24 protein-coding genes are annotated in these 25,945 nt (G+C 52.6%); 14 read left to right on the top strand and 10 right to left on the bottom strand.

Translation table 11 applies throughout. The features are described from left to right. Positions 1 to 65: 65 nt before the first annotated feature. Positions 66 to 869 carry a fumarylacetoacetate hydrolase family protein gene (locus KF784_09380; protein ID MBX3119265.1) on the bottom strand — a complete coding sequence of 268 codons (804 nt, stop codon included), beginning with the start codon at positions 867 to 869 and terminating at the stop codon, positions 66 to 68. A gap of 117 nt (positions 870 to 986) precedes the next feature. On the opposite strand from KF784_09380, the gene KF784_09375 reads away from it, so the two are divergent. The 5 genes from KF784_09375 (at position 987) to KF784_09355 (ending at position 7,542) form a co-directional block, all read left to right on the top strand. Next, on the top strand, positions 987 to 1,391 hold the full coding sequence (locus KF784_09375) for a response regulator (protein MBX3119264.1): 405 nt from the start codon (positions 987 to 989) through the stop codon (positions 1,389 to 1,391). Positions 1,392 to 1,582: 191 nt separating this feature from the next. Continuing rightward, a complete protein-coding gene (locus tag KF784_09370) occupies positions 1,583 to 1,948 on the top strand; it encodes a hypothetical protein (protein ID MBX3119263.1) in 366 nt (121 codons plus the stop codon). Positions 1,949 to 2,016: 68 nt separating this feature from the next. Beyond that, positions 2,017 to 2,955: a phenylalanine 4-monooxygenase gene (locus KF784_09365; GenBank protein MBX3119262.1), complete on the top strand. Its 939-nt coding sequence runs from the start codon at positions 2,017 to 2,019 to the stop codon at positions 2,953 to 2,955. Positions 2,956 to 3,122: 167 nt separating this feature from the next. Then, on the top strand, positions 3,123 to 4,391 hold the full coding sequence (locus tag KF784_09360) for a 2-oxo acid dehydrogenase subunit E2 (GenBank protein ID MBX3119261.1): 1,269 nt from the start codon (positions 3,123 to 3,125) through the stop codon (positions 4,389 to 4,391). Positions 4,392 to 4,587: 196 nt separating this feature from the next. Further along, entirely contained in the window at positions 4,588 to 7,542 is a 2,955-nt protein-coding gene (locus KF784_09355; protein ID MBX3119260.1) for a hypothetical protein, read from the top strand. Between the two features lie 29 nt (positions 7,543 to 7,571). Here the strand turns inward: KF784_09355 and KF784_09350 are convergent, their stop codons facing one another. Both KF784_09350 and KF784_09345 read right to left on the bottom strand, forming a co-directional pair. Next, positions 7,572 to 8,057 carry a GNAT family N-acetyltransferase gene (locus KF784_09350; GenBank protein ID MBX3119259.1) on the bottom strand — a complete coding sequence of 162 codons (486 nt, stop codon included), beginning with the start codon at positions 8,055 to 8,057 and terminating at the stop codon, positions 7,572 to 7,574. Next, positions 8,044 to 8,853, bottom strand: a complete 810-nt coding sequence (locus KF784_09345; protein MBX3119258.1) for a PhzF family phenazine biosynthesis protein — start codon at positions 8,851 to 8,853, stop codon at positions 8,044 to 8,046. Before KF784_09345 ends, KF784_09350 begins: the two co-directional genes overlap by 14 nt. Positions 8,854 to 8,894: 41 nt before the next feature. On the opposite strand from KF784_09345, the gene KF784_09340 reads away from it, so the two are divergent. After that, on the top strand, positions 8,895 to 9,902 hold the full coding sequence (locus KF784_09340) for a hypothetical protein (GenBank protein ID MBX3119257.1): 1,008 nt from the start codon (positions 8,895 to 8,897) through the stop codon (positions 9,900 to 9,902). 12 nt (positions 9,903 to 9,914) lie between these two features. Here KF784_09340 and KF784_09335 read toward each other — a convergent pair whose 3' ends face one another. Next, a complete protein-coding gene (locus tag KF784_09335) occupies positions 9,915 to 11,219 on the bottom strand; it encodes a carbon-nitrogen hydrolase family protein (GenBank protein ID MBX3119256.1) in 1,305 nt (434 codons plus the stop codon). Positions 11,220 to 11,509: 290 nt separating this feature from the next. After that, positions 11,510 to 12,004 carry a hypothetical protein gene (locus KF784_09330; protein MBX3119255.1) on the bottom strand — a complete coding sequence of 165 codons (495 nt, stop codon included), beginning with the start codon at positions 12,002 to 12,004 and terminating at the stop codon, positions 11,510 to 11,512. A gap of 366 nt (positions 12,005 to 12,370) precedes the next feature. Between KF784_09330 and KF784_09325 the strand changes: the two genes are divergently transcribed. The 4 genes from KF784_09325 (at position 12,371) to KF784_09310 (ending at position 16,199) form a co-directional block, all read left to right on the top strand. Then, positions 12,371 to 12,901 carry a hypothetical protein gene (locus KF784_09325; GenBank protein ID MBX3119254.1) on the top strand — a complete coding sequence of 177 codons (531 nt, stop codon included), beginning with the start codon at positions 12,371 to 12,373 and terminating at the stop codon, positions 12,899 to 12,901. Between the two features lie 144 nt (positions 12,902 to 13,045). Next, entirely contained in the window at positions 13,046 to 13,927 is an 882-nt protein-coding gene (locus KF784_09320) for a PD40 domain-containing protein (GenBank protein MBX3119253.1), read from the top strand. A 27-nt stretch (positions 13,928 to 13,954) separates the two neighbouring features. Then, positions 13,955 to 15,286, top strand: a complete 1,332-nt coding sequence (locus KF784_09315; protein MBX3119252.1) for a hypothetical protein — start codon at positions 13,955 to 13,957, stop codon at positions 15,284 to 15,286. Positions 15,287 to 15,458: 172 nt separating this feature from the next. Then, positions 15,459 to 16,199 carry a hypothetical protein gene (locus KF784_09310; GenBank protein MBX3119251.1) on the top strand — a complete coding sequence of 247 codons (741 nt, stop codon included), beginning with the start codon at positions 15,459 to 15,461 and terminating at the stop codon, positions 16,197 to 16,199. Positions 16,200 to 16,210: 11 nt separating this feature from the next. On the opposite strand, the gene KF784_09305 is transcribed toward KF784_09310, so the two are convergent. From KF784_09305 to KF784_09295, 3 genes are all read right to left on the bottom strand, one after another. Further along, entirely contained in the window at positions 16,211 to 16,768 is a 558-nt protein-coding gene (locus tag KF784_09305; protein ID MBX3119250.1) for an SOS response-associated peptidase family protein, read from the bottom strand. Positions 16,769 to 17,476: 708 nt separating this feature from the next. Next, a complete protein-coding gene (locus KF784_09300; protein ID MBX3119249.1) occupies positions 17,477 to 18,619 on the bottom strand; it encodes a 2-isopropylmalate synthase in 1,143 nt (380 codons plus the stop codon). Positions 18,620 to 18,819: 200 nt separating this feature from the next. Beyond that, positions 18,820 to 19,677, bottom strand: coding sequence for a PD40 domain-containing protein (locus KF784_09295; GenBank protein MBX3119248.1), 858 nt, complete (start codon positions 19,675 to 19,677; stop codon positions 18,820 to 18,822). 136 nt (positions 19,678 to 19,813) lie between these two features. Here KF784_09295 and KF784_09290 point away from each other — a divergent pair, with 136 nt between their 5' ends. Genes KF784_09290 through KF784_09275 form a run of 4 tightly spaced genes read left to right on the top strand, consistent with a single transcriptional unit; the run spans position 19,814 to position 24,038 of the window. Next, positions 19,814 to 20,056 carry an NIL domain-containing protein gene (locus KF784_09290; protein ID MBX3119247.1) on the top strand — a complete coding sequence of 81 codons (243 nt, stop codon included), beginning with the start codon at positions 19,814 to 19,816 and terminating at the stop codon, positions 20,054 to 20,056. After that, positions 20,053 to 20,955, top strand: a complete 903-nt coding sequence (locus KF784_09285) for an acetylxylan esterase (protein ID MBX3119246.1) — start codon at positions 20,053 to 20,055, stop codon at positions 20,953 to 20,955. Before KF784_09290 ends, KF784_09285 begins: the two co-directional genes overlap by 4 nt. A gap of 7 nt (positions 20,956 to 20,962) precedes the next feature. Continuing rightward, complete coding sequence (locus KF784_09280) at positions 20,963 to 22,015, top strand: glycosyltransferase family 4 protein (GenBank protein MBX3119245.1); 1,053 nt, start codon at positions 20,963 to 20,965, stop codon at positions 22,013 to 22,015. A gap of 43 nt (positions 22,016 to 22,058) precedes the next feature. Then, positions 22,059 to 24,038, top strand: a complete 1,980-nt coding sequence (locus KF784_09275; GenBank protein ID MBX3119244.1) for a thioredoxin family protein — start codon at positions 22,059 to 22,061, stop codon at positions 24,036 to 24,038. Between the two features lie 13 nt (positions 24,039 to 24,051). Here the strand turns inward: KF784_09275 and KF784_09270 are convergent, their stop codons facing one another. Beyond that, positions 24,052 to 24,888, bottom strand: coding sequence for a hypothetical protein (locus KF784_09270; protein MBX3119243.1), 837 nt, complete (start codon positions 24,886 to 24,888; stop codon positions 24,052 to 24,054). Continuing rightward, entirely contained in the window at positions 24,885 to 25,877 is a 993-nt protein-coding gene (locus KF784_09265; GenBank protein ID MBX3119242.1) for an LCP family protein, read from the bottom strand. Before KF784_09265 ends, KF784_09270 begins: the two co-directional genes overlap by 4 nt. Positions 25,878 to 25,945 lie beyond the last annotated feature (68 nt).

Here is a 25,945-nt window from a genome sequence, read left to right as displayed (position 1 = left end):
AGGCTCATCATTCGCAGGCAAAGTTCAATTTCAGTTCATCGTGATTTCAAATGAATCGTTTGAATTCATTCAATCACACACCCGAGGGCTCCGAGGCGGTCAGAAACAAGAATCACTTCGTCTTCCGAGGCCAGTCCCTGCTTCAGTTCGGCTGTGCCTAACGCGATTAAGAGGATATCTCCTTGCAGCACAGGCCGAGTCCGGCTTGCGTAGGCAATGAGATCGGCGGGTGTCCAAGTGTCCTTATCCGTGGTGAATGCCGCGACATCCTCCTTGTTCACCTTGAGTGCAAATTCAAGCTCGTAATGCTGGCCGTGGGGAGTCTCTTGCATACAGTCCTCCAATTCCTCAGGTGTGGTTAGTGCAGGGCCGATGACGCAGGCAATGTCGTGTGAACGGGCTGGACCGAGCCCACGCATTCGATCACTTTCAGCAAGTGAGGAGTAGTAGAACACCATCGCGGGCATGAGCCCAAGCAGAAGCCCGTCCGAGATGTCGGGATCTACGCTTTCAGCGGGGTTTGCCACGACGATAGCGAGGCAGGGAACGACCCCGATGTCGTCGGGGTAGGGATGCTTGATGATGAGGTTTGGCCCCACGACAGAGGCGGCGTTGAGGTAGGCAAATCCAAGGTCGGCAGTATCCGCGCTTGCCGACATTGCACCCGCCCATTCGCTAAAGCCGGCTCCGATGTAATGAAACAAGCGTACGCTCGGGGGTGTCCCGATAGGAGAAAGAAAACGAACGATCGATGATTCGTGAACGGCGATGGCTTCTTGCCCGTCCGTCTCATAGACCTTGCCGCCGTAGTAAAATCCGGAACGTGCAGTGCCTGGGTTTTCGAGGAGTTCGAACCGACATAGCTTCACGAAAGGAAGGGTACCCGGCAACGATTTTCCGCCGATATGCGGCTCAGGCCTTGAGTAGGCCCGATTGACTTGGTAAGATGGATCAGGTAGGATGCACGAGCACCCGGAGGAGCATGAATGCCGCCGCTGAAGATCTTAGTTTGCGATGACGAGAGACACATAGTTAGACTCATTCAGGTCAACCTGGAGAGACAGGGCTACCAAGTAGTCACTGCCTTTGATGGGAAAGAAGGACTTGAAAAAATCAAATCGGAAAAGCCCAATTGCGTCGTACTGGACGTAATGATGCCGTACATGGACGGTTTCGAGGTCCTAAAAAGCCTGCGGCGCGACCCAGAAACCGAGAATCTTCCGGTCATCATGCTGACCGCGAAGGCTCAGGATAAGGACGTTTTCGAGGGATACCATTACGGGGCGGATATGTATCTCACAAAACCGTTCAACCCGATGGAGCTCGTGACGTTTGTGAAGCGCATCACAGCCCCAAGCGACGACGGCGGACCGAAGCGATTTGATATCTAAAGATTAATGAGTGAGCGTCGACGACGACCACTTGAAGAAATGGACCCGTTAATATTGAACGGGTCCATTTTCGTTTTCATGTTGAACCTGGCACAGAAACTGCATCCATTCTCCGGTGTAGAGCTGGAGGGTCGTGGTTAACGCTCCTCGTTTCTCATAATGTCCTGCCACAATACGAACGGTGTACGCTGATGGAGATGTATTTTGCTTTGACCGAACCAAATAACTGGTTTGAGCCGATGTTGCTGCCGCTGATTGCTTCGATTTTCGGCGGTCTCATGTACTTTGTGGGGGCGATGAAAGAGCGTGACGGGGCAAAATCGAAGGCGAAATGGGTCGGAGTTGGGATTTGTGGTTTAGGTGTCTTTCTTGGATTCTCCCCCTTCTGGACTTGGGTTTCTTCATCGCCCGAAAGTGAGATATATCGTTCGATGTATCACGGTCGCAAAATGATGATCGGGCACCTTGGGAGCCTGCTTATGCCTCTGATCGTGATTCTGGTCGCGGTCGGACATCATTTCATCGCGAAATGGCGTAATCGCGTCTTCGAAGAATAGAGTCCTCGGGCAGGAATCTGCGAGTCGGGCCCATAATAGTCGTAGAAACTCTTGAGGAGTCGAAGAAGATGGCCCAAGCAATCCCCCAATACGATCCCAACGGCCCCGGTTTGACAACGACCATGGCCCCCTTCATTGAGGAGGCCAAGGCGAAGGGCGAGCTCTACATCCGCCAGCCGTATGAGCTGTACAACGAGGAGAACCACGAGGCGTGGCGCAAGCTCTACGCCCGAATGCAGGATCGCTGGGACAAATATGCCAACGAGCATTTTCGCGAAGGCATCTCGCGGCTCTGTCTCAATCCTGACTACGTCGCCAATCTCGACGATGTGAACCAGTTCTTGAAGCCCCTGACCGGCTTCAGCGCTAAAGCTGTCAGCGGATATGTGCCAGCCTATCTTTTCTTCGACTGTCTGCGTAATCGGGAGTTTCCGACCACGATCACGATTCGGCGGTCCGACAAGCTTGAGTATTTGCCCGAGCCGGATATCTTCCACGACATCGCCGGGCACGTGCCCATGCACACCGACAAGATGTTTGCCGACACTCTGGTCCGGTTCGGCGAATGCGCCCACACCGCAGCCCAGATTGCACACGAGATCAAGGATCGAGAAGAGCAGGCACGAAAGCTGAGCTGCATCATCAAGGCGATGGCCCGGTTCTTCTGGTTCTCCATCGAGTTTGGTCTGATGAAGAGGCCCGACGGCAAGGGACTATCAGTCTACGGCAGCGGCCTGCTCAGCTCCTATGGCGAGATCGCGCACTGTATCGACTCACCAGAGGTTCAGCGCTATCCATTCCAGATGGAGTGGGTTGTGAACCAATGTTTTGAGATCGATCATTATCAGCCATTGTTGTTCTATGTTGATTCGTTCGATCACCTGTTCGCACTTGTGGATGAGCTTGAGCAATGGATGAAAGAAGGAAAGTTGGACAACGTGTCCCCCGGTGAGCCCGAGGTCAACGAGGAAGACCTGAAGAGCTTCTTGCAGGCTGAGTTTGATTGAGGAGCGTAGGCTGGTAGTTGACAGGTAGTTTGCAAGTGGCTCACTGCCTGACGGCAACCTGAAAACCACCCGCCCTCCACTTGTCAAAAACGGGATAGCCAATAGCCGACGCTCCCAAAAATTCTCAGACCCAAGCAACCCGGACTTCGGCAAGGCTAAAATAGGGCATGGCCGTCGAGATTCTCATGCCTGAGTTGGGCGAATCCGTTCATGAAGGCACCGTGAGTCGCTGGTTGAAGAAAGAAGGCGACGCTGTCAAGGAAGACGAACCGATCGTAGAGATCATGACCGACAAGGTCAACACTGAGCTTCCCGCGCCTGCAACCGGTGTTCTCTCAAAGATCATCATCCCCGAAGGGGCAACCGTCAAGGTTTTCGAAGCGATGGGAACGATCGACGATGGCACAGGTGCGTCAGCTTCAACTGAGACCAAGGCGCCTGAAACCAAGAAGGCAGAGGCCAAGCCTGAGCCAAAACCCCAGGTTAATGAAACCCCAAGTACTCCGGAACCCGCTGCTCCTGCTGTTGGACCGAACGGTCGTGTCTGGTACACGCCTGTCGTGCGAGCGATAGCTAAAGAGCGAGGAATCTCAGATGCCGAATTGTCGACAATTCAAGGTTCGGGAAGCGGCAATCGGGTAACCAAGAAAGACCTTGAAGCCTATATCTCTGGTGGTCGTCAAGGCGGCACGGCTATGCCCAACCTTTCGGCAAAGCCCGCGCCAATCGCAGCAGGTCCGGATCAAGAAGTCGTGCCTTTGGTTGGTATGCGCAAGATGATTGCTGAAGCTATGGTGCGCAGCAGCCAAGTACCAACAGTCAGCACGGTCATCCAGATCGATGTCACCAATCTTGTCAAGTTCCGAGAATCGAACAAGGACGCTTTCCAGTCGGCAAACGGAGTCAAGTTGACCTATACGCCGTTCTTTATCAAGGCGCTTACGGAAGCCTTGCTGGAGTTCCGAATGGTGAATGCAAGCCTGCAAGAGGGCAACGTGGTTTACACAAACGGTGTTCACATGGGATGCGCCGTCTCATTGGGTGAGAAGGGCGATGAGGGCTTGATTGTCCCGGTCATTCGCGATTGTCACAAGAAGTCCCTAGTGGAGATAGCGCGTGACCTGGAAGCTATTGCCAAGAAGGCTCGCAACAATACACTGCAGGTTACGGATGTGCAAGGCGGCACGTTTACTTTAACTAATCCCGGCAGCTACGGTGCCTTGTTCGGTACGCCGATGATCAATGCTCCCCAAGCCGCGATTGGTGGCGCTTATGCAATCCAAAAATTGCCCGTGATTGTGGACGACATGATCGCTATGCGCTCGATGATGTATTTCGTCCTCACATACGATCACCGGATCATCGATGGTCTCCTTGCCGGACGATTCTTGCAGTCGTTTAAGAAGCGCCTCGAAGGATTCGACTTTTATAAGTAGCTCTCAGCTGTGAAGGCGCTATCGTTAGTTTGAAACGATAGCTGCTTTTTGAGGACAGGTTGCAGACTTTACGTCTACAACCTGTTCTTTTTGTGCTTTGAGAATGTTCCGAATGAATGGTCAGCTTCAGCAGGCCAGATTCGACATCCTCAGCGAAATTGCTTAGAATGGTTAGAGATCGGAGGATTTCTTGATCATGCTAACAACACTATTGCTGGGCGCGACGTTGCTGCGACAGGACACTTTTCAGGGTGTCGTTGTTGAGGATCGCGGCGGGTGCAAAGTCATTTCAACTACCATCGATGGTGTTGACCTCCGAGCCTTCTTGCCGGGCGATACGCAAGCTGGCGACAGGATCAGTGGCGTCGTATTGGAAGCTGATGGCAGCACGCTTAAGCCGTCAACAAAGTACATCATCACGAACTCAGCGGGGTTGGGAGAGCCGACAAGAATGGGGTCCGGATTCACCATCGGCTGGGCCATTCGAACAACCGACAACAAGCCAGTAGTAACGGGAAGTATTCTCGCCCGGCTTGATGGCGCCATCGTATGCCCTGCGCCCTCAAACTACAGTTCAAGCGCGATGGTTCCCCGAGGCACGGCAATCGCCGTCAGCGGACCCTTTGATGGTGACGTAAAATCAACCAAGGCATCGACCGTACTGGGGCCGATGACGGTCGTGGCGGAATCTCCAAGAAGTTGCTATGTACTGCCCCCCGGCTTGATGACAGGGAAGTTCAAATTCAACATTCAGGAGGGATCACAAGCTGCCGTTCAATGCGAAACACGAGTCGTGACACCCCTGTTTTCGATCGAGGACCCGCTCATCAAGGTTGGAGAATCGACTCAGGCAAACATCGGCTTGCTTGGTCTAAGCGACATCCAATCAGAAACGATCCCGATGGTGCTGACCAACAATAGTCCCAGCATCGTGAGCCTCAAGGGTGGCAACACGCAAGTTATCGAAGTGAACAAGTCGAAACTTGACGCCAACGGGGCATTCCGAATCGAAGTTCCGGTCACGGCTATAGGGGCGGGAAGATATGAACTTTCATTACAGACTGCGATGAAGAGTTCTGTGTCCGACCCCGATGACGAGCCCGACCCAATCGTCGTGAAGGTGACCGGCCCAAGCAAGATCAAAGCAAATGAGTCTGCAACCTTCTCGGCTACTTGCTTCCCACAAGGGAAGGTGCCTGTACTAGTGCGCTTTGTCTATGTAAGTTTGCGCGGCTTCATGCGCGATCTAGGAACCGATTTCGACATGAGTGACGGCTTCAGCGCTCAACTCAATGCGTCTCAATTGCCCGAGGGCCCGGGGTTCGTACTCGCCGCTGCCATCACAGGCGAACAAAACTCCGCAACGGATGGCATTGCCGTTACCATTGGCAGCGACGATCCACCTGTTTCCTTCGGGAATGGCGATGTCCAACGCGAGTACACGAGGGCTGCCCGCAACACGATGACGACAACAAGCTCGATGATCATGGCCACGTTTAATCAGGTTGTCCAGTACGAATCGGCAATCGACGAGTGGAATAGAAAGGCGACAGAACAGTGGCTAAGGGAAGCCGAGGAGCGTAGCAAGGCCCGTGAAGCCCTGAAGCAGGCGAGCAATCTGGAAGCGCTTGATGCCGAGCTTGACAGACTGATGGGCACTGGCTTCTTCGAGATGGACAAACTCATTAAAGAGCTTGAAAAGATTAAGGCAAGCCCGGGTGGCGCTGCGAATAAGGACGACCTTAAAAAGCAGGCAAATGAGGTTGAGGCTGCGGCAAAGAAGTGTAAGGAGGATTGCGACGCCCTTCAAAAGGCTCTCGACAAAGCCAAGCAAGACCAAAAGGACATCGAGAAGCAGATGACGGACCTTGCTGCCGATGTTCAGGCCACCTTCCTGGCGGACGGTTGGACGGGCCGGGCGACTTTTGATGCTGGGGTGGGCATCATCCGGTGGGGATTTGTCCACGATGGGCCAAATCAGATCAACAACTTCGGCTCGCCGCAGAGCCAAAAGATCAATGATGCCCGCAGGAAAAAGCGCGATCTTGCCAAAAAGCTAGCGGACAAGAAAAAGGAGATCGAAGACCTTGAGGCTAAGGTCAAGGCATGCAAGGAGCATTGCGCAGAGATGGAGGAAGCGGCTAAGAAGGCTCAGGTCGCTGCGGCAAATGCCCAAGCTGCTGAAGTCAAAGAGTCGGAGATTGATGTGCTCTGTCACAAGTTCCGTGAGATTCTGGAGCGAATCCGGTCGTACATCGAGGGCCGTGCCAACTTGAGAAGCAGACTTGAGCGGTTCTTCCAAGCTCTGACTCAGCATTGCCCGAAGACCTCAAAGGACCTGCAGCTATACGCCAACCAGATTAGAGATCTCGCCAACGCGAAGATGCAGCTTGAAGAGGAGTTGAAGAAAGCAGCCGAGCAACACCGACAGAACGCAAAGGCTGCAAAGGATGCGGCTGAAGCAGCCCAGGGCACTGCCGATCAACTCGCTGAACAACAGCGACAGGCTGAAGAGACAGCTCGAAAGCTTGCTGCAGACCGTGCGCGACAGCAAGCCGAGACCGAGCGAAAGGCTCGTCAAGCTGCTGCTGAGGCGCAAAAGGCACAGGCCGAACGCCAAGCTAAGGAGGCTGAGGAGCGAGCGAAGGCGTTTGACGATTGGCTAAAGGACATGATGGGCAAGGGCCTTATATCAGGTGATGGTGAGAAGCTGATCGAAGATTTGAAGGACAGCCTTGGGGCAGGAATCGATATTTCCGGGTCTATCGCCGAAGGTTTTGCTGAGGCCCTCCATCAGTGGATGATGAACAGTTCCAGTGGACAGACCACCGCGGCTGGAGCGGCACAAGCGCTGGTTGGACTCGCGGCGACCATCTACTATTGGTGGATTGAAGCAGAGATGAGAGGCGCAATCGATAGGATAAAGGAGAAGCTAGAACCTGGTCGACTGCAGGAGCTCTTGGTGACGATAGGTCAGAACTTTAATCGGCAGCCTTTTGGAAGGGTTGATATTCCGATGAAAGGCAATGAGAGCTTCTTTTTCATGCGCAAGGGCAACATGATCATCATATTCAAGGCCGAGCGAGGAAAGGGGCTGACGATCTGCTATGTTGGGCGGGCAGGCGGGCAGTTGACAATGCGTATAGCCTAAAGACGAATCTATCAGCTTGATTTGCGCCACTAGGAAAGGAGTTTTTCCATATAGATCGCATTAGCGATTGGCTGTTCGTAATAGGATGAGATTCTTACGAACCCAAGGCTATCGTAGAGTTTCACGGCACTCGACATCTGAGGGAGTGTTTCGAGCCTAACTGCACTATAGCCGAGTTCTCTAGCTTTGCGAATCAGGAAGCTAGAGATATCCCTCCCTAACCTGTTTCGGCGATTTTTTGGGTTAACGTAAACCCGCTTCAGTTCAGCAATCCCGTCGCCCAGGTCACGCAATGCACCGCATCCCATCTCTTCGCATCCGAAGAAGGCTACAACGAGGAGCCCCTTGGGAGGGCTGTACAGGCCGGGAAGAGAGGCCAGTTCTTCAGCAAACCCCTGAAAGCACACATCAAAGCCGACCTCCTTCTGGTACTCGAGAAAGAGAGCATGAGCCGCCGCGATCCCAAAGGCATCATTTGGAGGAACGCTTCGAAAAGTGATGTCACCTGCTGCCATGAAACTCACCAGAGAGAATTGTGACCGCGTCGCCTATCAAAGACGTGCGGTCTCCTCGCCACTCCACGCTCACATAGCCTCCACGAGAGGATGCCTGAAAACCGGTCATATCAGTCTTGTTCAAGATCGCGCCCCAATAGGGCGCAAGGGCACAATGCGCAGAGCCCGTTACGGGATCTTCTTCAATACCTGATTGCGGAGCAAAGAGCCTGGAGATGAAGTCATAGGTCGAATCGTCCGACTGGGCCGTGGCAATCACAGCCCGCATGCCGAGGTCTCGAACTTTAGCAAAGTCTGGCTGAAGCGCCCGGACTTGGCTGGCGGTTTCAAACACCACAAACCAGTCCATTCGATTCTTACGTATCTCCTTGATTCCGGAGGTTTGCAAAGCAAGTTGCATCTGTTCGTGCAGCTCGGATGCTGACTGAATGGGCTCCTCGGTAGGGAAGTCCAACATAATCTGATCACCGTGCATGCGTTCTGCGGTTAAGAGTCCAGATTTTGTTGAGAAGCCCAGAACTTCGTCATGCGTTGCCCTACCTGTCTCATAGAGGATGTGCGCCGAAGCAAGGGTTGCGTGTCCGCAAAGATCAACCTCAACTTCTGGGGTGAACCAGCGTAGATTCCAAACTTCGCCATCGCGATAGAGAAAAGCGGTTTCTGCATGCTTCATCTCTGCTGCAACGAGCTGCATCCAGTTATCCTTCGCGGGATTTTCAAGGATGCAAATACCGGCAGGGTTGCCGCTGAACGGCTCTTTGGTGAAAGCATCGACAACGTAGATCGGCGTAGGCATGTCCCGAATGTACCGCTATTTGCAGGGTTAGAATATGCCCGATGGAGATGGCGTCAATTGCGAGTCTTGACATGCTCACCGGCACGATTTCCGGTGAGGGAATAGTTCTTGGCGAAAGGACTGTTGGGCAGATGCAGGGGGCATTTGCCGACGAGGCAGCTCGACTTGCGATGAACCCGCAAACCGTTGTCTATCGAACTTACGGAACAACGACTGACGATAACTCGGACCAGATGCTATACGCCACAACCGTATTAATGCCAGGCAAGGTTGGAAGTGAATACTTCATGACTCGCGGGCACTTTCATCAAAAACCGCAACGAGGAGAGTTTTGCCTGACTTTACAGGGAGAGGGCTGTCTCTTCCTGATGGATCGGGGTGCGAACACCCGTATAGAGCCTATGGTGCCAGGAGCGATCCAAAACATAGACGGCGCTCTCGCTCATCGAGTCGCTAATATCGGCGATGTTCCCTTGATTTTCCTCGTCACGTGGCTCGCTGATTGTGGACATGACTATGAGTCGATTGAGCGTGATGGATTCTCGCTTCGGAGAGTTGAAGAGCTGGGTAAGGTCGTTGAGATTCCGGGTTCACTTCGTCCGATCGCTCTCTTCAAAAGCGAGGACGAGATACACGAGTTGATCCGTAGGTTTGAAGAATGTGAGCTGAGTCATGAACAGTGGACACACTCTGCCCATGTCTCCTCTGCTGCCTATTTTTGCTTCAATCTACCACCCGCACAAGCTCTAGAGGCTTTCAGAGAAAGGATCATGAACCTGAACGATTCGCATGGCGTGGTCCAAACGATTGACCGAGGCTATCACGAAACACTGACACGGTTTTGGATGGCATACGTTCGTCGCTGGATTCATGCAGCAAGACCGAGCTCCTTGATCGACGCCGTCAACGGTGCGACGGAAGCATGTCGGGAGAGATACCTCGTCCGACTTTTTTACTCAAAGGACAGGATAATGACTTGGGAAGCGCGCAAGGGTTGGATTTCGCCTGACCTTGCGACTTTTGCGGAACTGGACGAACTTGCTGAATGATGAAGCCGAACGCTAACTGTATGTTTGTGCAGTGCGTTGTTTTTGCATTCGTTTGAAGACTGGGTGGCCGATTACGATTAGCACACAGAGGTAGAGGAACCAATCTCCAAGATACCGAGCAGGCGTAGGGTGGGCAGGTCCTACCGCGCTCGCAACAACTGCTTCGTCTGGTGGGCATTCAGTGATGATTTGGCCCCAAGCATTGACGATCATGGAGTGCGCGCGCACGTCCGCCCGAACGATAGGCATCCCCAATTCAGCAGCTCGGATGGACGTGAAAGCAGAGTGCACAGCGGCGAGAAAGTGGTGTGGAGACTCTGGATCGAGGTTCGGGAGGGCTATAACGTTGACCCCTTCTATCTGCGCTGTGTCGCGCATCACCCAAGGGAAGCAGGAGTCGAAGCAGATGTTGAGGCCGATTCGATTTGTGCTCAAGCTCGCGGCTGATGGTTTTGAGCCGGGGATATGATTCGCAGCTTCTGACCCAAAGAGTTTCCGCTTGGCGTAGCGGCCCGTCTCTTCACCATTGGTGAAGAGGACCGCAACATTGTGGGGCAGAGGTCCTGTGTCGTCGGAAAACGTTGTAACAAATGCCGACGTTGTGTTCGATGAAATCTCCTTAAGACCCCTAACGCTGCCTATCGGAGACATAGCTGCCCCACTATATTCCGGCCAGATGACAAGTCCGGCACCCTTACTGCTGGCTTTTTCATGCAGTGGAATAATCAGTTCTCTGTCTAATGTCTCGGTTTGTATCAGGGCCACGCGAATGCCATTCGATGAAGGTTCGGTTCTCCAATCAATAGCACTGACAAGAATGAGCAGTGAAGCAACAAATGCTGGAACATTAGATTTTCCGCAAACAGAAACAGTAAGCCACAAATTCACCCACCACAAGAAGAACGAAATCATCCAAATGCCCCCGACGGCAGCTATAAGGACAAAGGGGCTTCCGTGTTGAGTGAGTGCAAGATGTCCTGGTAAAAGTACTAGCAAACATGCCTCAAGGGATACTGCAAGCGCGGCAAACCACCAAAGTGGTTTCTTGCCATTTCGATCCTCGCCCCAAGCGCCAGCTGTAATGGAGATGGCGAACCCAAAAAACATGCATGAAGTTGCAATCCATGAGGCTTCTCCGTCCCAATGTGGCCTCTCGTAGAAAACTCCTGATTGGGCAACAAGACAGGTGACGAAGAGAGTGAGCAGCCCTCCTAAGAATCCCCAAAGTAATCCACGCCCACGCACCGCCATGAGTAAGGGAACCAAGCAGACCCAGCCCAAGAGCGTCAGACCACATGGTGGCAATGCTGCTGCCAACAAGATTCCCGACAGTACCGAAGCAGTCAATAGCACGCCAATGTATCTCACAGAGCTATGACGCATTGAACGGAAAGAGAATGTCCTCAGCTGGTACTGATTCTTTAGTACTCGCGCCAGAGCCAAGCGCCATCGTCTCCACTATCTTGTCTAGACGGGTTCAGCGTGTAATTCTGCCGAACGCTGCAGGCAAAGATGGGAAACGTAGGGTAGGACAATCGTCAACTTAGGGATGATTAAATATTTGCTCTAATACAAACATATAATAAAATTATAGTAATATTAATATGTCATCCCTTCGAGCATACACAATATATAAGATAGATGGATTTTCCACTTGCAACTTTAAACTCTTTAGCCTCAATGTGGCATCTTCCTTTACAACTAATGCTCAAACACTTAAAACGTGGGGAACCAGCTGTTGTTATCGCTATGTTGCACTGCCGTCTACGTCGCCGTTTGCTGATGGCAATCTTAACATTTTTCTCAACGAGACTTTCACCATGTCTCATACATGTGTAAGAAAGCGCTCTTTCGTCAGGGTCATACTTAGGCTTGACGATAAATTCCGATTCTGGTTCAGCTTCACTACAGTACGGCAGAACGTAGGCTCCACCCTCGCTGTCTGGAATGAGCGCAATAGCGCTTCCATTGCGTGGAATACGATTTCCGCTACGGAAATCTTTGCGAGCCTCGCTCCATTGCTTCAAGCTCAAATGGATGACGGTAGGCTTCCTCGGTGTAAAAACAATCTCAGAAATGTTTTTTATGACAAGCTTTGACACTTTTCTCTCCCCAATCGCATGATACAGAATTTACGAGTATTTTAGAGTTTTCATTTGACGCCTTTCTTTCCTCGCAAGCACGATAACAATTGTCTCAATTTCAAGAAATAAATAACTTAATGACTCAGACGATGAACGCACCCGATTTTTGTCGGCGAGTGTTTAGGCATTATTATACAGAACTGGCCTCTTAATGTCGAACGTGTTTGTCGAATCCCTTTGGTTGCACGTCGGAGGCACCTGCCTGTAAACAACGGCTTGGGCGTGGCATTTCTTGCAGAACACATAAATTTTGCGAACACCTGGCATTGTCGTGGAGTTATCAAGATTGGAGCGCTGACTGTGTTGGCGCCAATTGGGGAAAATATGAAACTACGCATACTATTGCTCGTCGCAATGGCGGCTTTCGCTGTTTCGGTTCGAGCTCAAGTCGCGATCGGCCCGTTTGCTGGTGCGATCAATGAGAACTTCAACGCGATGGTTCCAGGGTCTTACGTAGGCTTTGCGGGCTATGCTGGCGCCGGAGGGTTCAATCGCCTTAATGTGGGCGGCCTGTTGGTTGTAAACAACAACCCAGGGTTGCTCCCGATGGTCGACGCGCCGAACAACATGTTCGGTCGCGGGACAGACGTTCAGATTCGATTCCAACAAGTGTGGAAGAGGTTTGGCGGTGTTTTCCGAGTGCCCAACGCGGGCATCGTTGTAACAACTGCAACCTTCCAGTTCTATAGATTCGGGTTACCGGTCGGAGTGCCTGTGGCCGCTCCGGTAAATATGGCAGGCTGGGTTTGGATCGGTTACGACTGTGGACCGATTGGAGGGTATGACGAAGTCCGTATCTATGGCAATGGAACATTGCCCGGATATGTAGGGATGGATCTCCTTCGTTCAGCCTAACCTTTGAAAATCTCTTGAAACTGGCCTCGACTCATTGATTGAGTCGAGGCTTTTTACTTGGCAGCTCTGCTTCGCAAAAGGCACGCGATGTAGGAGTCACGCAAATTCACGCACGGTTTGTAACCTCCATATCTGGAGGACAGTATGAAAAACAAATCGTTAATTGGTGTTTGCCTGATGGCCTTGTTGCTCGCCGGATGTGGAGGAAGTGGACGCGGCGGAAACGTGGGAACACTCACGCTGATCGGGTTCGACAGTAATGCAGATGGTGACTTTGAAATAATGATCGCCAACTCTGATGGGAGCGGGGTAACCGCCCTCACCGACAACACAGACACGGATTCATTCGGCAACTTCAGCCCCGATGGCACCAAGATCGTGTTCAAGCGCTATACGGGTGGGAATGATGAGATCTACATGATGAACGTTGATGGATCGAACGTTCTCAATGTTTCTAAGAATCTCGCAGACGACTACCACCCTGTTTTCAGTCCGGATGGAACCAAGATCGCCTTTGCCACGCGCAGAGATGGGAACAGCGAAATCTATGTGATGAACGCAGATGGCTCTAACCCAGTCAACTTGACCAACAATGCCGCCGACGATTACTCCCCCGCTTGGAATGCGGACGGCACAAAGATCGTTTTTGACAGTGAACGCGATAACGATTCGGAGATCTTTGTCATGAATGCGGACGGATCAAACGTTACCCAGCTCACCTTCAACGACGCAGAGGAGTACGAGCCTGCCTTTTCGCCCACGGGAAAGATCGTGTTTGACAGCAATAGGGACGGAAACTTCGAGATTTATTCGATGAATGGTGATGGTTCTGGACAAACCAGGCTCACGACGACGAGTGGCGATGAGTTTGACCCTGCCTACAATTCCGACGGGACAAAGATTATCTTTAGCTCCAACCGCGACGGTAACTTCGAAATCTACGTGATGAACGCCAACGGAACAGGTCAAAAACGCCTAATGAATCGCCCTGGCGCATACGACGGAAGTCCAGAATTTGCCCCATAAAGTGTTGCGTCGGCACATACTGTTCGTGTGCCATCGGAAGTATGGAAAATCCGACTCCTGGGGGGATTTCGAGTGGCTTCGCCGTCGGGCGAAGAGATCGTCATCCCCTCTCGCAAAGCGCGAGCCTTGATGGCTCTGCTCGCGCTAAACGATGGCTTGGCGATAACGCGCGAATCCCTCGGACAGCAACTTTGGCCTGACAAGCCAAAAGTGAATCAGCAACAGAGCCTTCGTCAAGCGATAAAGGACTTAAAGGAGGCTTTCGAGCCAGTTCATGTCGTTGATGCCACCCGCGACGTCTGCCGACTCGCACTTGAACATTTTTCTTGTGATGCTTTAGAGTGCCTCAACTCCCGAAAGGACGCAGGCAACGTCGCCCTTTTGCCAGAGATGCCAGAACCCGCCTTTGAATCCTATCGATCCGAACTTGCCAGCTTCGCTCCACTGGGAGATTTGGGAGAGGCGGCCCGTGGTGCAGCTTCTCTACTGGAGTGGACAATAGTCAAGGATCCGACACGTGTACTGGATATGCTGCACACCTGCCGTGAATTGATCCCCAATATGCCTCTACCGCTGGTAGAAGACGCTTTGCGACTTAGCTTGCACGAAGCGCCAGCCGATCATCCCCTGCTGCCCTGGGGGCGATCCCAGTTTGCAATTGTTCTGATGTGGGCAGGCAGAAGTGAAGAAGGGATGTCAGCCGCCAAAGTAGCGCTTGGCAAACTGCAGCCAGAGAAGGACGCGTCAGACTGGACAGCCGCAGCGCACTCTGCCGCCATATTCTTGATCTTTAGAGGACGCTTCGAGAAAGCCTGCAAGTTGCTTTCTGGAGCAATAGAGATTGCGGAGACACACAAACTAAAAGAAGCTGTTGACCGGTTCCGACACGCCGAGGCGCTTTGCTATGGCTATAGCGGTGACTTCGATAGAGCCCTCAGATTGCTTTCTCAGTTGCCCCCCAGTCCTATCGTGAACGTACACGAGGCGATCTATCTCGGGCTTGCAGAACTGCCCGAGCAAGCACGTGAAAAGCTGGCATCAGCGAAAGCACTAGCCGGTGGAAACTCTGATGCGCGTTTAGCTTCACAGATGAGCATAGCCGAAGTCTACATTTTGATCGCTGAAGGCAAGGAAGAGGAACCAAGAGCGTTGCTGAATGACCTTGTGCAGTTCTGTGAAACATACGGCATTCGCACTGTTCAGGTTCATGCACTCGAGGGCTTAGCTTTGCTTGGGGCGAGATCGGGTGAGGCGTCCAAATGGCTTGAAAAAGCAATGGAGCTAAGAGAGCGATATCGACTTCCTCTTTTGCCGGGCGATCGGAAGCGCCTATCCTCAGTTCTCAGCGAAGGGGCTTAGTGCGATCATGCCGTTAGTAACGGGCAGTTAGTTCATTGTTATCACTACTGTGATTGAACGCAAGCTGGCTGTTGACAATGATGGACCCGTGGGCCATCTGAACCGCGATCCCATTCTTGGAGTCGAAGGATTTGAGGAGGTTGATCCTAAAGATTGACCAAGGAGAACGCACATGCGAAAACCATTTTTCGTTTCAGCAACATTGGCAGGAGTCCTTTTCGGGTTGACAGCACAAGCTCACTCCGACACGGTTCTTGAGAAGATACTGACCGGCGTTCTAGCAGACCGCTATGGATTCAGCACAACCGAGATAAGCAAGGTTCGCACGGACTCGAAGTATTCAGTCTTTGATCTTGCGAGCATTATCTCAGGCTCGCGACGCATGAATACGACACCAGACAGGGTTTGGCGGCTGCGACAGCAAGGTCTCGGCTGGGGGCAGATCGCCCACGAACTGCGCATCCATCCAGGCGACTTTAACAAGATGCGAAATGCAGGCTATTTTGACTCAGACAGAGTGTGGCGCGATGTGTTTCGCCAGCGATTCGGCACCAAGCATGACGACTATGATCGCATGCGAAAATCGGGTGCCCAGATAGAAGACATTTGTGGCGCTATCGTCATCGGTAAGGCGAAAAACAAAAGCCCGCGCAGCATATACGAAGAGTACAAGCATTCCCACAACTGGGATACCGTTAGCAAGAAGCACGGCGTGAAGTTCACGGACTGGAAGAAACACTCGAACAAACCGGTAAGAGCGAGCAGCGCGAAGAGTTCGACCCAAACAAAGCCGAACTTCGGTCAAGGCAAGAGTCAGGGGAAAGCTACTGGCGGCAGTAACTCGAAGGGCGGTAAAGGTCAAGGCAAAGGCGGCGGAAATGGAAAGGGTGGCGGCCACGGTAGCGGTCATTAACCCACGCTGACCTAAATCTCGAATAGAGATTCTTGCAAAGGCTCTTCGTGTACAGCCCGCATTCCCTCAGCAGGGAAGGTGTGCAGTGCATCAAGGGCCTTTTCCGTGTCCTCTCCAAGCCATAGCGCCGAATCTTGGTCGGTCAACACGCACGGCATCCGGTCACCTACGCGCTCGTAAAGTTCATTGGAAGTCGTCGTAAGGATGACAAACTCGGGTTTTCCATCCTGCATTCGCCACAGACATGCGAGTTGAAATTCTTCGGCGTTTGTGGGTGTGAACTCCCAAAGCAGCTTCTCCTTGTGAGAATAGCGCTCCCAATCGCCAAACTTGGAGACTCGCACAACCGCCCGACCAAAACCGATGTACGGACGAAACATCTCCTTCTCAGTGATCGTCTCCGACCGTGCATTGATCACGAGTTTCGGCTTGTCGTCAAAGCTCTCCTTGAAGCCCCAAGAAGCGTCGATGACTTGCTGCTTGGGCAAAATCAGCTCTGCAGATTCCGATGGCCGCTTGCGCCGTTGCTCTGCATTCGACTTTTGGAGTGTCCAAATCACGGAGCACATAGGAGCATTATGATGGGCTTTGCCGAAGCGATCTGTAGGACACGACCATATTGCTTGTGTAGTTCAGAGGAGCTTCAAAATCGATACTCTTATTGGGGCATACACAGGCTTGACATGCGTTTTCGGAGGGTTAGGCACTGGATCGTGGTATCCCAAGTATTCGGGGATATCCAGCCCAAAGACCAGGATGTGTGTGCCCATTGAAGTCGCGGGATTTAGCTGTACCTGACGCCGTAGAACCTTTGATTCCCCAGGCTGAAGAATAACGATGTTGCCGGTCTGCGGCATAGGGTAGTCCACCGCAGAACTGAAGAACTCGTTGGATGAGCTGTAGATAGGCTCGGCAAATCCTGCATACAGGACGTGATGGACCTGACCCAGTCAACAACACCTAACATCGTCCCCTTCCCCCTTGACGGGGGAAGGTCGGGATGGGGGTGGCAGTTGCTCTTGCTGCAGGTGTTGGCTTGTGCTGGGCAAGAGTTGCCGAGAAGTTCTATGCCGGACTTTGGCGTTCGATACACGCCACCCCCACCTCTTTCCTCCCCCGTCAAGGAGGAGGATGACGTCTCTATTGGATTGAGGTTGTAGCCTCATACCTGGAGGTTGCGCCAAACCAAGGATAGAAGCTTTTGGCCCCTGAGGCACTGAAGAGATCCTGATTGAAGTACAAGCTCGACTATGCGGGATAGTGTATGAGCCCAAAGTTCAACTCACAAGCATGCGCAAATCTTCGTCCCCGATCTCATCCTTCTCATCCGCAGCGGCGATGAACTTGCCATAGATGTCCTCAAACCGTTCATCGGTGAAGTTAAACCCAAGCTCGGCAAGCCTGTGCTTTAGCCCATGCCTACCTGAACGCGCCGTCAAAATGATCTCCGACTTTTCGGCTCCCACCAAGTGAGGATCGATAATCTCATAGGTGCTGCGCTCTTTGAGAACGCCATCCTGGTGGATGCCCGAGCTGTGTGCGTAGGCATTGGCTCCGACAACTGCTTTGTTGCGTTGAACCACCATTCCGGTGAGGCGAGAGACCATCCGCGAAATCGGGAGTAGCTTGCTCGTCTCGACAGCAGTCTCACACTTAAAATAGTCCTTGCGGATATAGAGCGCCATCACAACCTCTTCGAGTGAAGTGTTGCCCGCTCGCTCACCGATGCCGTTCACGGTCACCTCGACTTGGCGTGCTCCGCCCATCACTCCAGCAAGCGTATTCGCTGTTGCCATGCCAAGGTCGTTGTGGCAGTGACAGCTAAAGATGGCCTTGTCTGCATTGGGGACGTTCTCGCGGATCCCCTTGATGAGGTGGTAATACTCGTTGGGGTAGGTGTATCCGGTTGTGTCCGGAACATTAATCGTGGTTGCACCCGCCGCGATGACCGCCTCCACGACTTGGTAAACGTAAGCCGGGTCGGCGCGACCGGAATCCTCCATGAAGTACTCAATGTTGTCGGTGTATCTTCGTGCGTGCTTGACGGCATTGACCCCAACCTCCAGCGCCTGTTCACGCGTCATTCTCAACTTGTGCTCAAGATGGTTGTCGCTGACACCAAGTCCTGTGTGAATCCGGGGATTCTCGGCGGGTTTAATGGCTTCTCCTGCAACGTCAATATCGTTCGCACGAGCACGAGTGAGGCCACAAATCTGGACCCCGCGAAGTTCGCGAGCAAGGGTTTGGCAGGCTTCGAAGTCGCCAGGTGAACTGACAGGGAATCCTGCTTCGATAATGTCCACACCAAGGTCAACGAGAGCGTGCCCAATCTCCAGCTTCTCGGACATATTCAGGTGAACTCCTGGGCTCTGCTCGCCATCACGCAATGTAGTGTCAAAAACAAGTACTCGGTCAGCCATAGTTGTCCCTTCGGGAATGAGTTGAGTTACTCAGATTATACGGCGAAACGGGGAAGTTGTGTTCGACTCAGGCCCACGTGCACCACGCACTGTGATGCGGCCAGTGTGCAGATTGAAAAAAGAACGCCCCAAGACTCTCTTGGCAAGAGTCTCAGGGCGCAGGCGTTAGTTGATCGGAATCAGAAACTTGAGTTTTGGAATCAGAACACCCAGCAGGCGGTCTTTGTTCCACCACCCGACGAGAGCGTCACTCTTGTCGAACCGTCAGGATTGATGCGTCGAACCTCGCTCGTACTATCATAGTAGAAAATTCGCGATCCGTCTATGCTGTAGGAAGCATGCACCTCGTCCTCTGCGGTAGTTGTAATGCGAGTCGGTGACGTACCGTTCGCATTAGCGCGATAGATTTCAAAGTTGCCATCGCGATCGGTACAGAATAGAATTTCGGTACCGTCCTCTGACCATGCTGGGGTGATGTCATCCGCCGCATTGTTCGTCAGCCTCGTCAGACCGGTTCCGTTGACGTTGATCGAGTAAACCTCCTCGTTTCCGTCGCGATCTGAATTGAAAATGATCTTGGTTCCGTCAGCGCTGATGCTAGGAAAATAATCAGAACCTGCGTCGTTGGTCAGTCGCGTTTGGTTTGTGCCATCGATGTTCATCACATAGATTTCGTTGTTGCCATCGCGAGAAGATATGAACGCTATCTTCGTACCGTTAGGATCAACCGAAGGTCGGAGATTTCCCCCTGTTGAGTTCGTCAGTTGAACCTCTGCCGAACCGTCAGCATTGCAGATGATTATCTGGCTAACGCCACTGATCGTACGACTCGTGACAATTTTTCGATTAAACGTCATTGACCCAAGGAAAACATTCGTTGGGCCGGGGCGCACATTGCTGCCGTTCTGCAGCATTGTGAAGAGGTTGCCTGAGTTGTAGAACATCAAGCCTCCAAAGGAAAACGGGCTGAAGCCACTCGTTGCTCCTCCACAGCCAGAGGACATGATAACAGCGGTCGTTAGACCGGTCAACAATCCGATTTTCAACTTTCGATTCATTAAATCACCTTGCGGGGACTTTCCCCTGCAGGTAAGTTTGACAGGCAGCCCGTTCCATCTGTTCTAGTTCACGGTAAAATGAACTGAATAGTTGGCAGTCTTTCACACTTGCCGACATGCAGAAGGCGCTTATATCATGGAGAGAGTCGAAATCAGCATCACCGCAGGGAAGGAAGCGGTCGGCAAGCCTTGGATTTGGCAGCTTAGCCGAGACTTCAATGTTAAAGTCACGATCAAGAAGGCAAATGTCGATACCGATTTCGGTTGGCTTTTGATTGAATGTGAGGGCCCGGTTGAGGAGATTCAACGCGCGACGGCTTGGCTCATGACCACAGGGATGCACATCGAAGCCCAGCAACGCGCCGTCGGCGCGCAATGAGCGACTACGCGCCCTACAAGCCCTATCTCCCAGAGGACATCGAATCATTCTGGTTGGAGGCGGCTAGTGAAGCTAAAGCAGCACGCCTAGATTACAGGCGGTCCATGGCCAACGATTTCGACCTGCCTGGATTCCGCGTCGAACGAATCGACTTTTTGGGCATGCACGAGGCACAGCTTCACGGGTGGATCGCGATACCGGAGGGTGTTCGAAAGGCTCCTGGCTTTGTCTGGATACCGCCCTATGGCCGCGAATCTTTGCTCCCGAATGAGTTTGGCACCCGCGATGGGTTTGTCAGCATGAGCTTCAATTTCTTTGGCCACGACGCTTTTCATCAGGAGACTTACCGGATGGAGAGGGGCTACTTTTCCGAGGGGATTGAAGACCCGCAAACATTCATCTTCCGCACCATGTTTCAGAACGCCTACATTGCGACACGCGTTTTTCAGGCGCAGTTTGAAGTCGACGAGGACCGAATTGCTGCTATGGGCATGAGCCAAGGGGCGGGGTTTGCGGTTTGGCTAGGCGCTTGGTGCTCAATCGTCAAGGCCGTGTGCGCAGACATGCCGTTTTTCGGGGCGATGAACGACACACTCGGCAAGCAGGTTTATCGCTATCCGCTCAAAGAAATCACAGACTACGCTGATACGATTCCACTCGGTTTAGAGCGAGTGCTGCATACCGTTTCTTACTTCGATACGCTTAACCAAGCTGTGTTTTGTGGTGTCCCAACACATGTCTCGCTCGGAGAAAAAGATCCGTCTTGTCGACCTCCGGTCGTCGAGTCGATCTATGAATCCTTGGCAGGCGAGAAGGTTTTGCGTCGATATGAGGTTGGTCATGACTGGTTCCCAGACATGATCCACAACAACCGTGATTGGCTCTTAGCCAAGCTCTGAGGCAAACGTGAAGATCCTACAGGTCGGGAGTTCTTTATTCGACTGGGGCGGGATCGAGCGCTACGTGGTCTACCTTGCAGAAGGGCTTGTCGAGCGGGGGCATGAGGTTCACGTCACATGCCCAAAAGGAAGCCCACTCAATCAAAAAGCAGTGGGTACGCATCACAACGTCGCCCTCAAACGGCAGTTTCAGCTCTCGCTGTTACCTAAGTACCTCAGGTTGCTGAGAAAAGAGAACTTCGATGTTTTTCACGTTCATTTCTCACCTGACTTCGTTGTGCCTGCCATAGCCGCAAGAATTGCAAAGCAACAGCGAGTGCTTATGACCCGGCATGTGGTTCTGCCTTGGTCTGCAACAAAGGTGAAGCGATACTTGGGGCTGTTCGAGCATATCGTTCCAGTCTCAGATGCTGTTCAGCGTATCCTTACTGAATCTGGCATCCCTGCAGAACGGATGACTGTGGCAAAGGCTGGGGTGCCTGGGCTTGTACCAACTCAAAAGCGAGAGGCTGCGAGATCGTCGTTGGGGCTGAACGATAAGTTCGCGATCGGGTTCTTTGGCAGGCTCGTGCCCGAGAAGGGAGTCGACACGCTCATCAACAGCGCCGAGTTTCTGCCTGAAGAGGTCTCCATTCAGATTTTTGGGTCCGGCCCGCAAGAGCCCGAACTTAAGAGGTTGGCCGAAACTCATCCATCGAAGGTTCAGTTCCGGGGTTTTGTTGATAACGTGGCGAACGCGATGTCGGCGATGGACGCTGTCGCCATTCCCAGCGTTTGGGAAGAGGCGTTTCCTTACTCTGCCCTGGAAGCTCTCTCCGTGGGAGTGCCGATTCTGGGTTCGATTAGCGGAGGTTTGCCCGAGCTTGTGGATGAAGGGATAACGGGCTATTTGTCTGAAAAAGGCGATGCTCAAGAACTTGCTAAAGCGGCTTTCAGACTAAAGTCGAAGAGCAAAGACGAATGGAACGAGATGTCCGCCGCGGCACGTAAACGGCATCAGGACGAATTTACCATTGCCCATTTTGCCGAGCGTATGGAGCAGGTCTACACGTCCTTATAAGGGAACCTTGTACCGCTCGCAGGGTTTAATGTTTGCGTCCGTTATGAACCGATTTAAAATCCTCTCCATCCTGCTTCTGACCCTCATCGCCTCCTTTGGAGTAAGTCAGACGCCCCCTTCGCCTTTCGCGACTTGGTCGATCAAGCTCGACCGTGACTTCGTTCGTGCTGGCGAATCGGCGCAGATCATCCTTACAATCGATTTGCAGGAGGGTTGGCACGCCTATCAGATCGGACAAGAGGGTGGACCGCAAGGTACAGACTTCAAGATTGACCCGGAGAGTCCGGTCGAGATGAACGGACCGATCGTTGCCCCCAAGCCAGGAATAAAGTTCGATAAGAACTTTAACATCGATGTCGGCTTCTATGAGGAGCAAGCGATCTTCGCTATTCCCATCAAGGTGAAAGAGGGGACTCGTGGCGCCCACACGATCAAAGTCTATGTGACATCTCAAGTTTGTGACGCGAGCTCTTGCGACCGACCGCGTCGAGATTTAGAACTGACGACGGATTTGGATATCGAAGCGGGAGACACCCGTGCCGACCATACTGCCGCTATCACAACTCTGCCCGATCAAGAGCCACAAGAAGGAACTGAGAAGGGAAGTCTTGCCGATGTTTCGGTTGTCGGCGAGACGGGTTTGGATTCAACACCGGGCGGAGGAGGTGGCTCTGCTGGGACTGAGGAGCCGCCGAAAACGCTACTTGGCATTTTTGCGTTAGGGTTGGCAACGGGTTTTCTCGCCCTGCTTACGCCTTGCGTTTTTCCCATGATCCCTGTGACGATCAGCTATTTTTCAAAGAATGCAGAGGGGTCTTTCTCGGCTACTGTTAAGACAGCGCTCATTTACTGCTTAGGAATCATCGCCTCCTTTACGGTTCTTGGACTAGCAGTCACGATTGCTTTGGGACCGGCGGGTACACAAGAGTTGGCCAGGAATCCGTGGGTAAACGCCGGTTTGGCTCTCCTATTCATAGTCCTTGCTATAAGCCTTTTTGGCGTTTTCGAGTTGGTGCTTCCCAGCGGCCTCGTTACAAGGGTCAGCAATATGAACTCGAAAGGCGGTGCAATCCTTGGACCGTTCCTTATGGGCCTCACCTTTGCCATCACAAGTTTCACTTGTACAGTCCCGGTTGTGGGCGCTCTCCTGGCGGGGGCTGCTTCAGGTGATCGGCTGTATCCAGCGGTAGGGATGATCGGCTTTAGCCTTGCTCTTTCGATTCCTTTCTTTATGCTAGCCGTGTTTCCGCAATTTTTAAAGAAGTTGCCAAAGTCCGGTTCATGGATGGTCACCGTGAAGGCTTTCATGGGCTTTCTGGAACTCGCTGCAGCACTCAAGTTCATCTCAAACATCGACTTGGTTTACCAATGGCAAATCCTCACCCGTCCAGTCTTCCTTTCGATCTGGGCAGCTCTCTTCCTGATTGCAGGGCTCTATCTTTGGGGATGGTTGCTACTACCGAAGGACACTTCATCGAAGATTGGCTCTGTCCGACGTATCTTTGGAGTAGCCACGGTTGGCTTAGGTATTTGGTGTATCGCGGCATTAAATGGGGCAAGTCTAGGCGTTGTCACTGGACTCCTCCCCCCGTCGGACTACGGCCGCTACAGCGCCAAGCATGAGGGGCCGGAGTGGATTACAAATGACTTTGCCAAGGCAGTTGCCGATTCCAAGGCGAGCGGCAAGCCAATACTAATCGACTTCACTGGATGGACGTGTACAAACTGCCGAGATATGGAAGATCGCGTCTTCCCGCTCGCCGATGTGGAGAAAGAGTTCGAGAAGTACACACTCGTCCGCATCTATGTGGATCAGAAAGGAAGAGAAGAGGAGCTTGGCGGCCTTCAGGATAGGCTAGCTGGAGAGCCGACTCTGCCCAACTACCTCATCCTCAAGCCGGGAACCGAGGAGAAGGTCGCCCAGATGGGCTATCCGAGCGGCGCCGACAAGAAGACTCCGTTCTTGGAATTCCTGCAAGAGAACCACGCGAAAGCGGTCGGATCTGCCGTCGCCCAAAAGTGAGGGGCGACGGTTCTTAGTCGATTGACCACAGACCGCTGATCTGTCCGTTCGCGCCTGTCCGATTCAATTGGGCCATCGGCGGATTGATGTAGATCAGCGTTCCGCTTACGGTAAGTGCGTTGATCCCTTTCGAGTGCCGTTGTCCGGCATTGTCGAGGAAGTTGCCCGACTTCGTATTGGGGAAGGCGAGCCGTGTGACAAATCTCGCGTCAAGAGAAGGCTGCTCTACGAGGTCTGGTCCGATGGGGATCTTCTCGCTGCTATCCCAGCCGATCACATGACCATCAAAGATACTCGGCTTTCCATTGGACGCAATAAGCGGGACGGGGTTATAGACACCGTTTGCACCAAGATTCGAAGTCTCAGTGATCAAGACGGTGTTGCCAGGGTTATTGACACGATTCATATCCGCTCCCGAATAAGGCAGATACATGCCATATGCCGATACGAAGTGACCGCCTGTAGCGTTGTTTGTGACAAGTTCGGCGTCAGAGGCAGTCGGGCATAGAAAGCTTGCTCTGGGGGCAAGGTTGTCCTTAATCGCCGACATCCACGTGTAGATCGAGTTGTCAACCTCGATCTGTGGATGTCCCTCATAGTCCATCGCCGAGATGATGGGAAAACGGTCATTGTTGTCGATCGCGTAGATGTTGATCGCCTTCATGATTTGCCCAAGGTTGTTCTGGCAGATATGACGCTGGGCATCGCCAACCATCAGGTTATAGATTGGATACAGAAGGAGAAGGAATGCGACAAGGACGAGTCCAATGATCTTGACCTCCTTACGGCCCATGTAGCCAGACCGAGGACTATCCTCTGAAGCTGTGTCGGCGGTCTCGTTAATGCTCAAAGTGGGGTGTTCCCCTCAAGTTCGGGTGTGAGGTTGCCTGAAACCGTTGTCGTCTTTGGGATCATATAGTTCTCTTCAAGAACCAGACGAAGCTTAGAGAGATCGAGATTCAGGTTCGTGCCACTGCCATCGGTGACGGGGACAGCGCCCATCTTAATGTTTTCGTTTGGAAGCCCTTTTAGGAAGAGACCGAGCGCGTTCAGTTCGCGAGTCGTCAGGTCTCCGTCCAACACCTCCGCGCCCTTGTCGATGATCTTGGGCAACTGGCTCATGTGCGACTGGATAGCCGTTTTGAAAGCGATCATGAATTCTTTCTGGCGCTGCATGCGCATGAAGTCGCTGTCCGAGTGGCGGAACCTTACGTAGCCCATCGCTTTGTAGCCGTCGAGCTTTTGGCGTCCGGGCTCCAGATCGATAAAAAGACCACCGGCCTTATCGGAATACTTCATTCGCTTTGCCACGAAGAGTTCAACTCCACCGACCATGTCGACCATCTCTTTGAACGCTTCGTAGTCGATGGTTACAACCCGGTCGATAGGAACATCCAGAACGAAACCTGCAGCCTGCTTGGCTAGCTCCGGTCCTCCAATGGCATGGTAGGCGTTGATTTTTTGTGAACGATAGCCAGAAACAGCGACTTCCAAGTCGCGAGGGATGGAGACGCCACCAACGCGGTTGTTCTTGAAGTCGAACTTGACGACGAGCATCATGTCGCTTCGAGCCTTCTCACGCAGGACCTTCTTGCCGCCTTTGGAGAGATCAACGTCGCAGCCCAGAACGAGAACAGTAAGATGGTCGCGGGAGAAGACGTCCTCAGGTTGTCGGTTGGTGATCATGCCGACGACGAGATCCTGAAATGTCTGGCTTTGACCCACGAATCCAGCGCCCGTTCCGACGGCAAGAGCGATCGCACAAAAGAGTCCATAGGCGATTCCACCAAGGATTTTCTTGGCGCGGGTAGGAATCTTTTTCGCTTGCTTCTCCGGCATGGCTACAAAAACTAACGCGCAGACAATAGCCGCGCGTTCCTCATTATGGCACTCAAGGATAAGCACTG

It is taken from the genome of Fimbriimonadaceae bacterium (assembly GCA_019638775.1).
Classification (GTDB): domain Bacteria; phylum Armatimonadota; class Fimbriimonadia; order Fimbriimonadales; family Fimbriimonadaceae; genus JAHBTD01.
The sequence above is the reverse complement of the archived record's forward strand: the minus strand, read 5'-3'. Positions and strand labels throughout refer to the sequence as shown.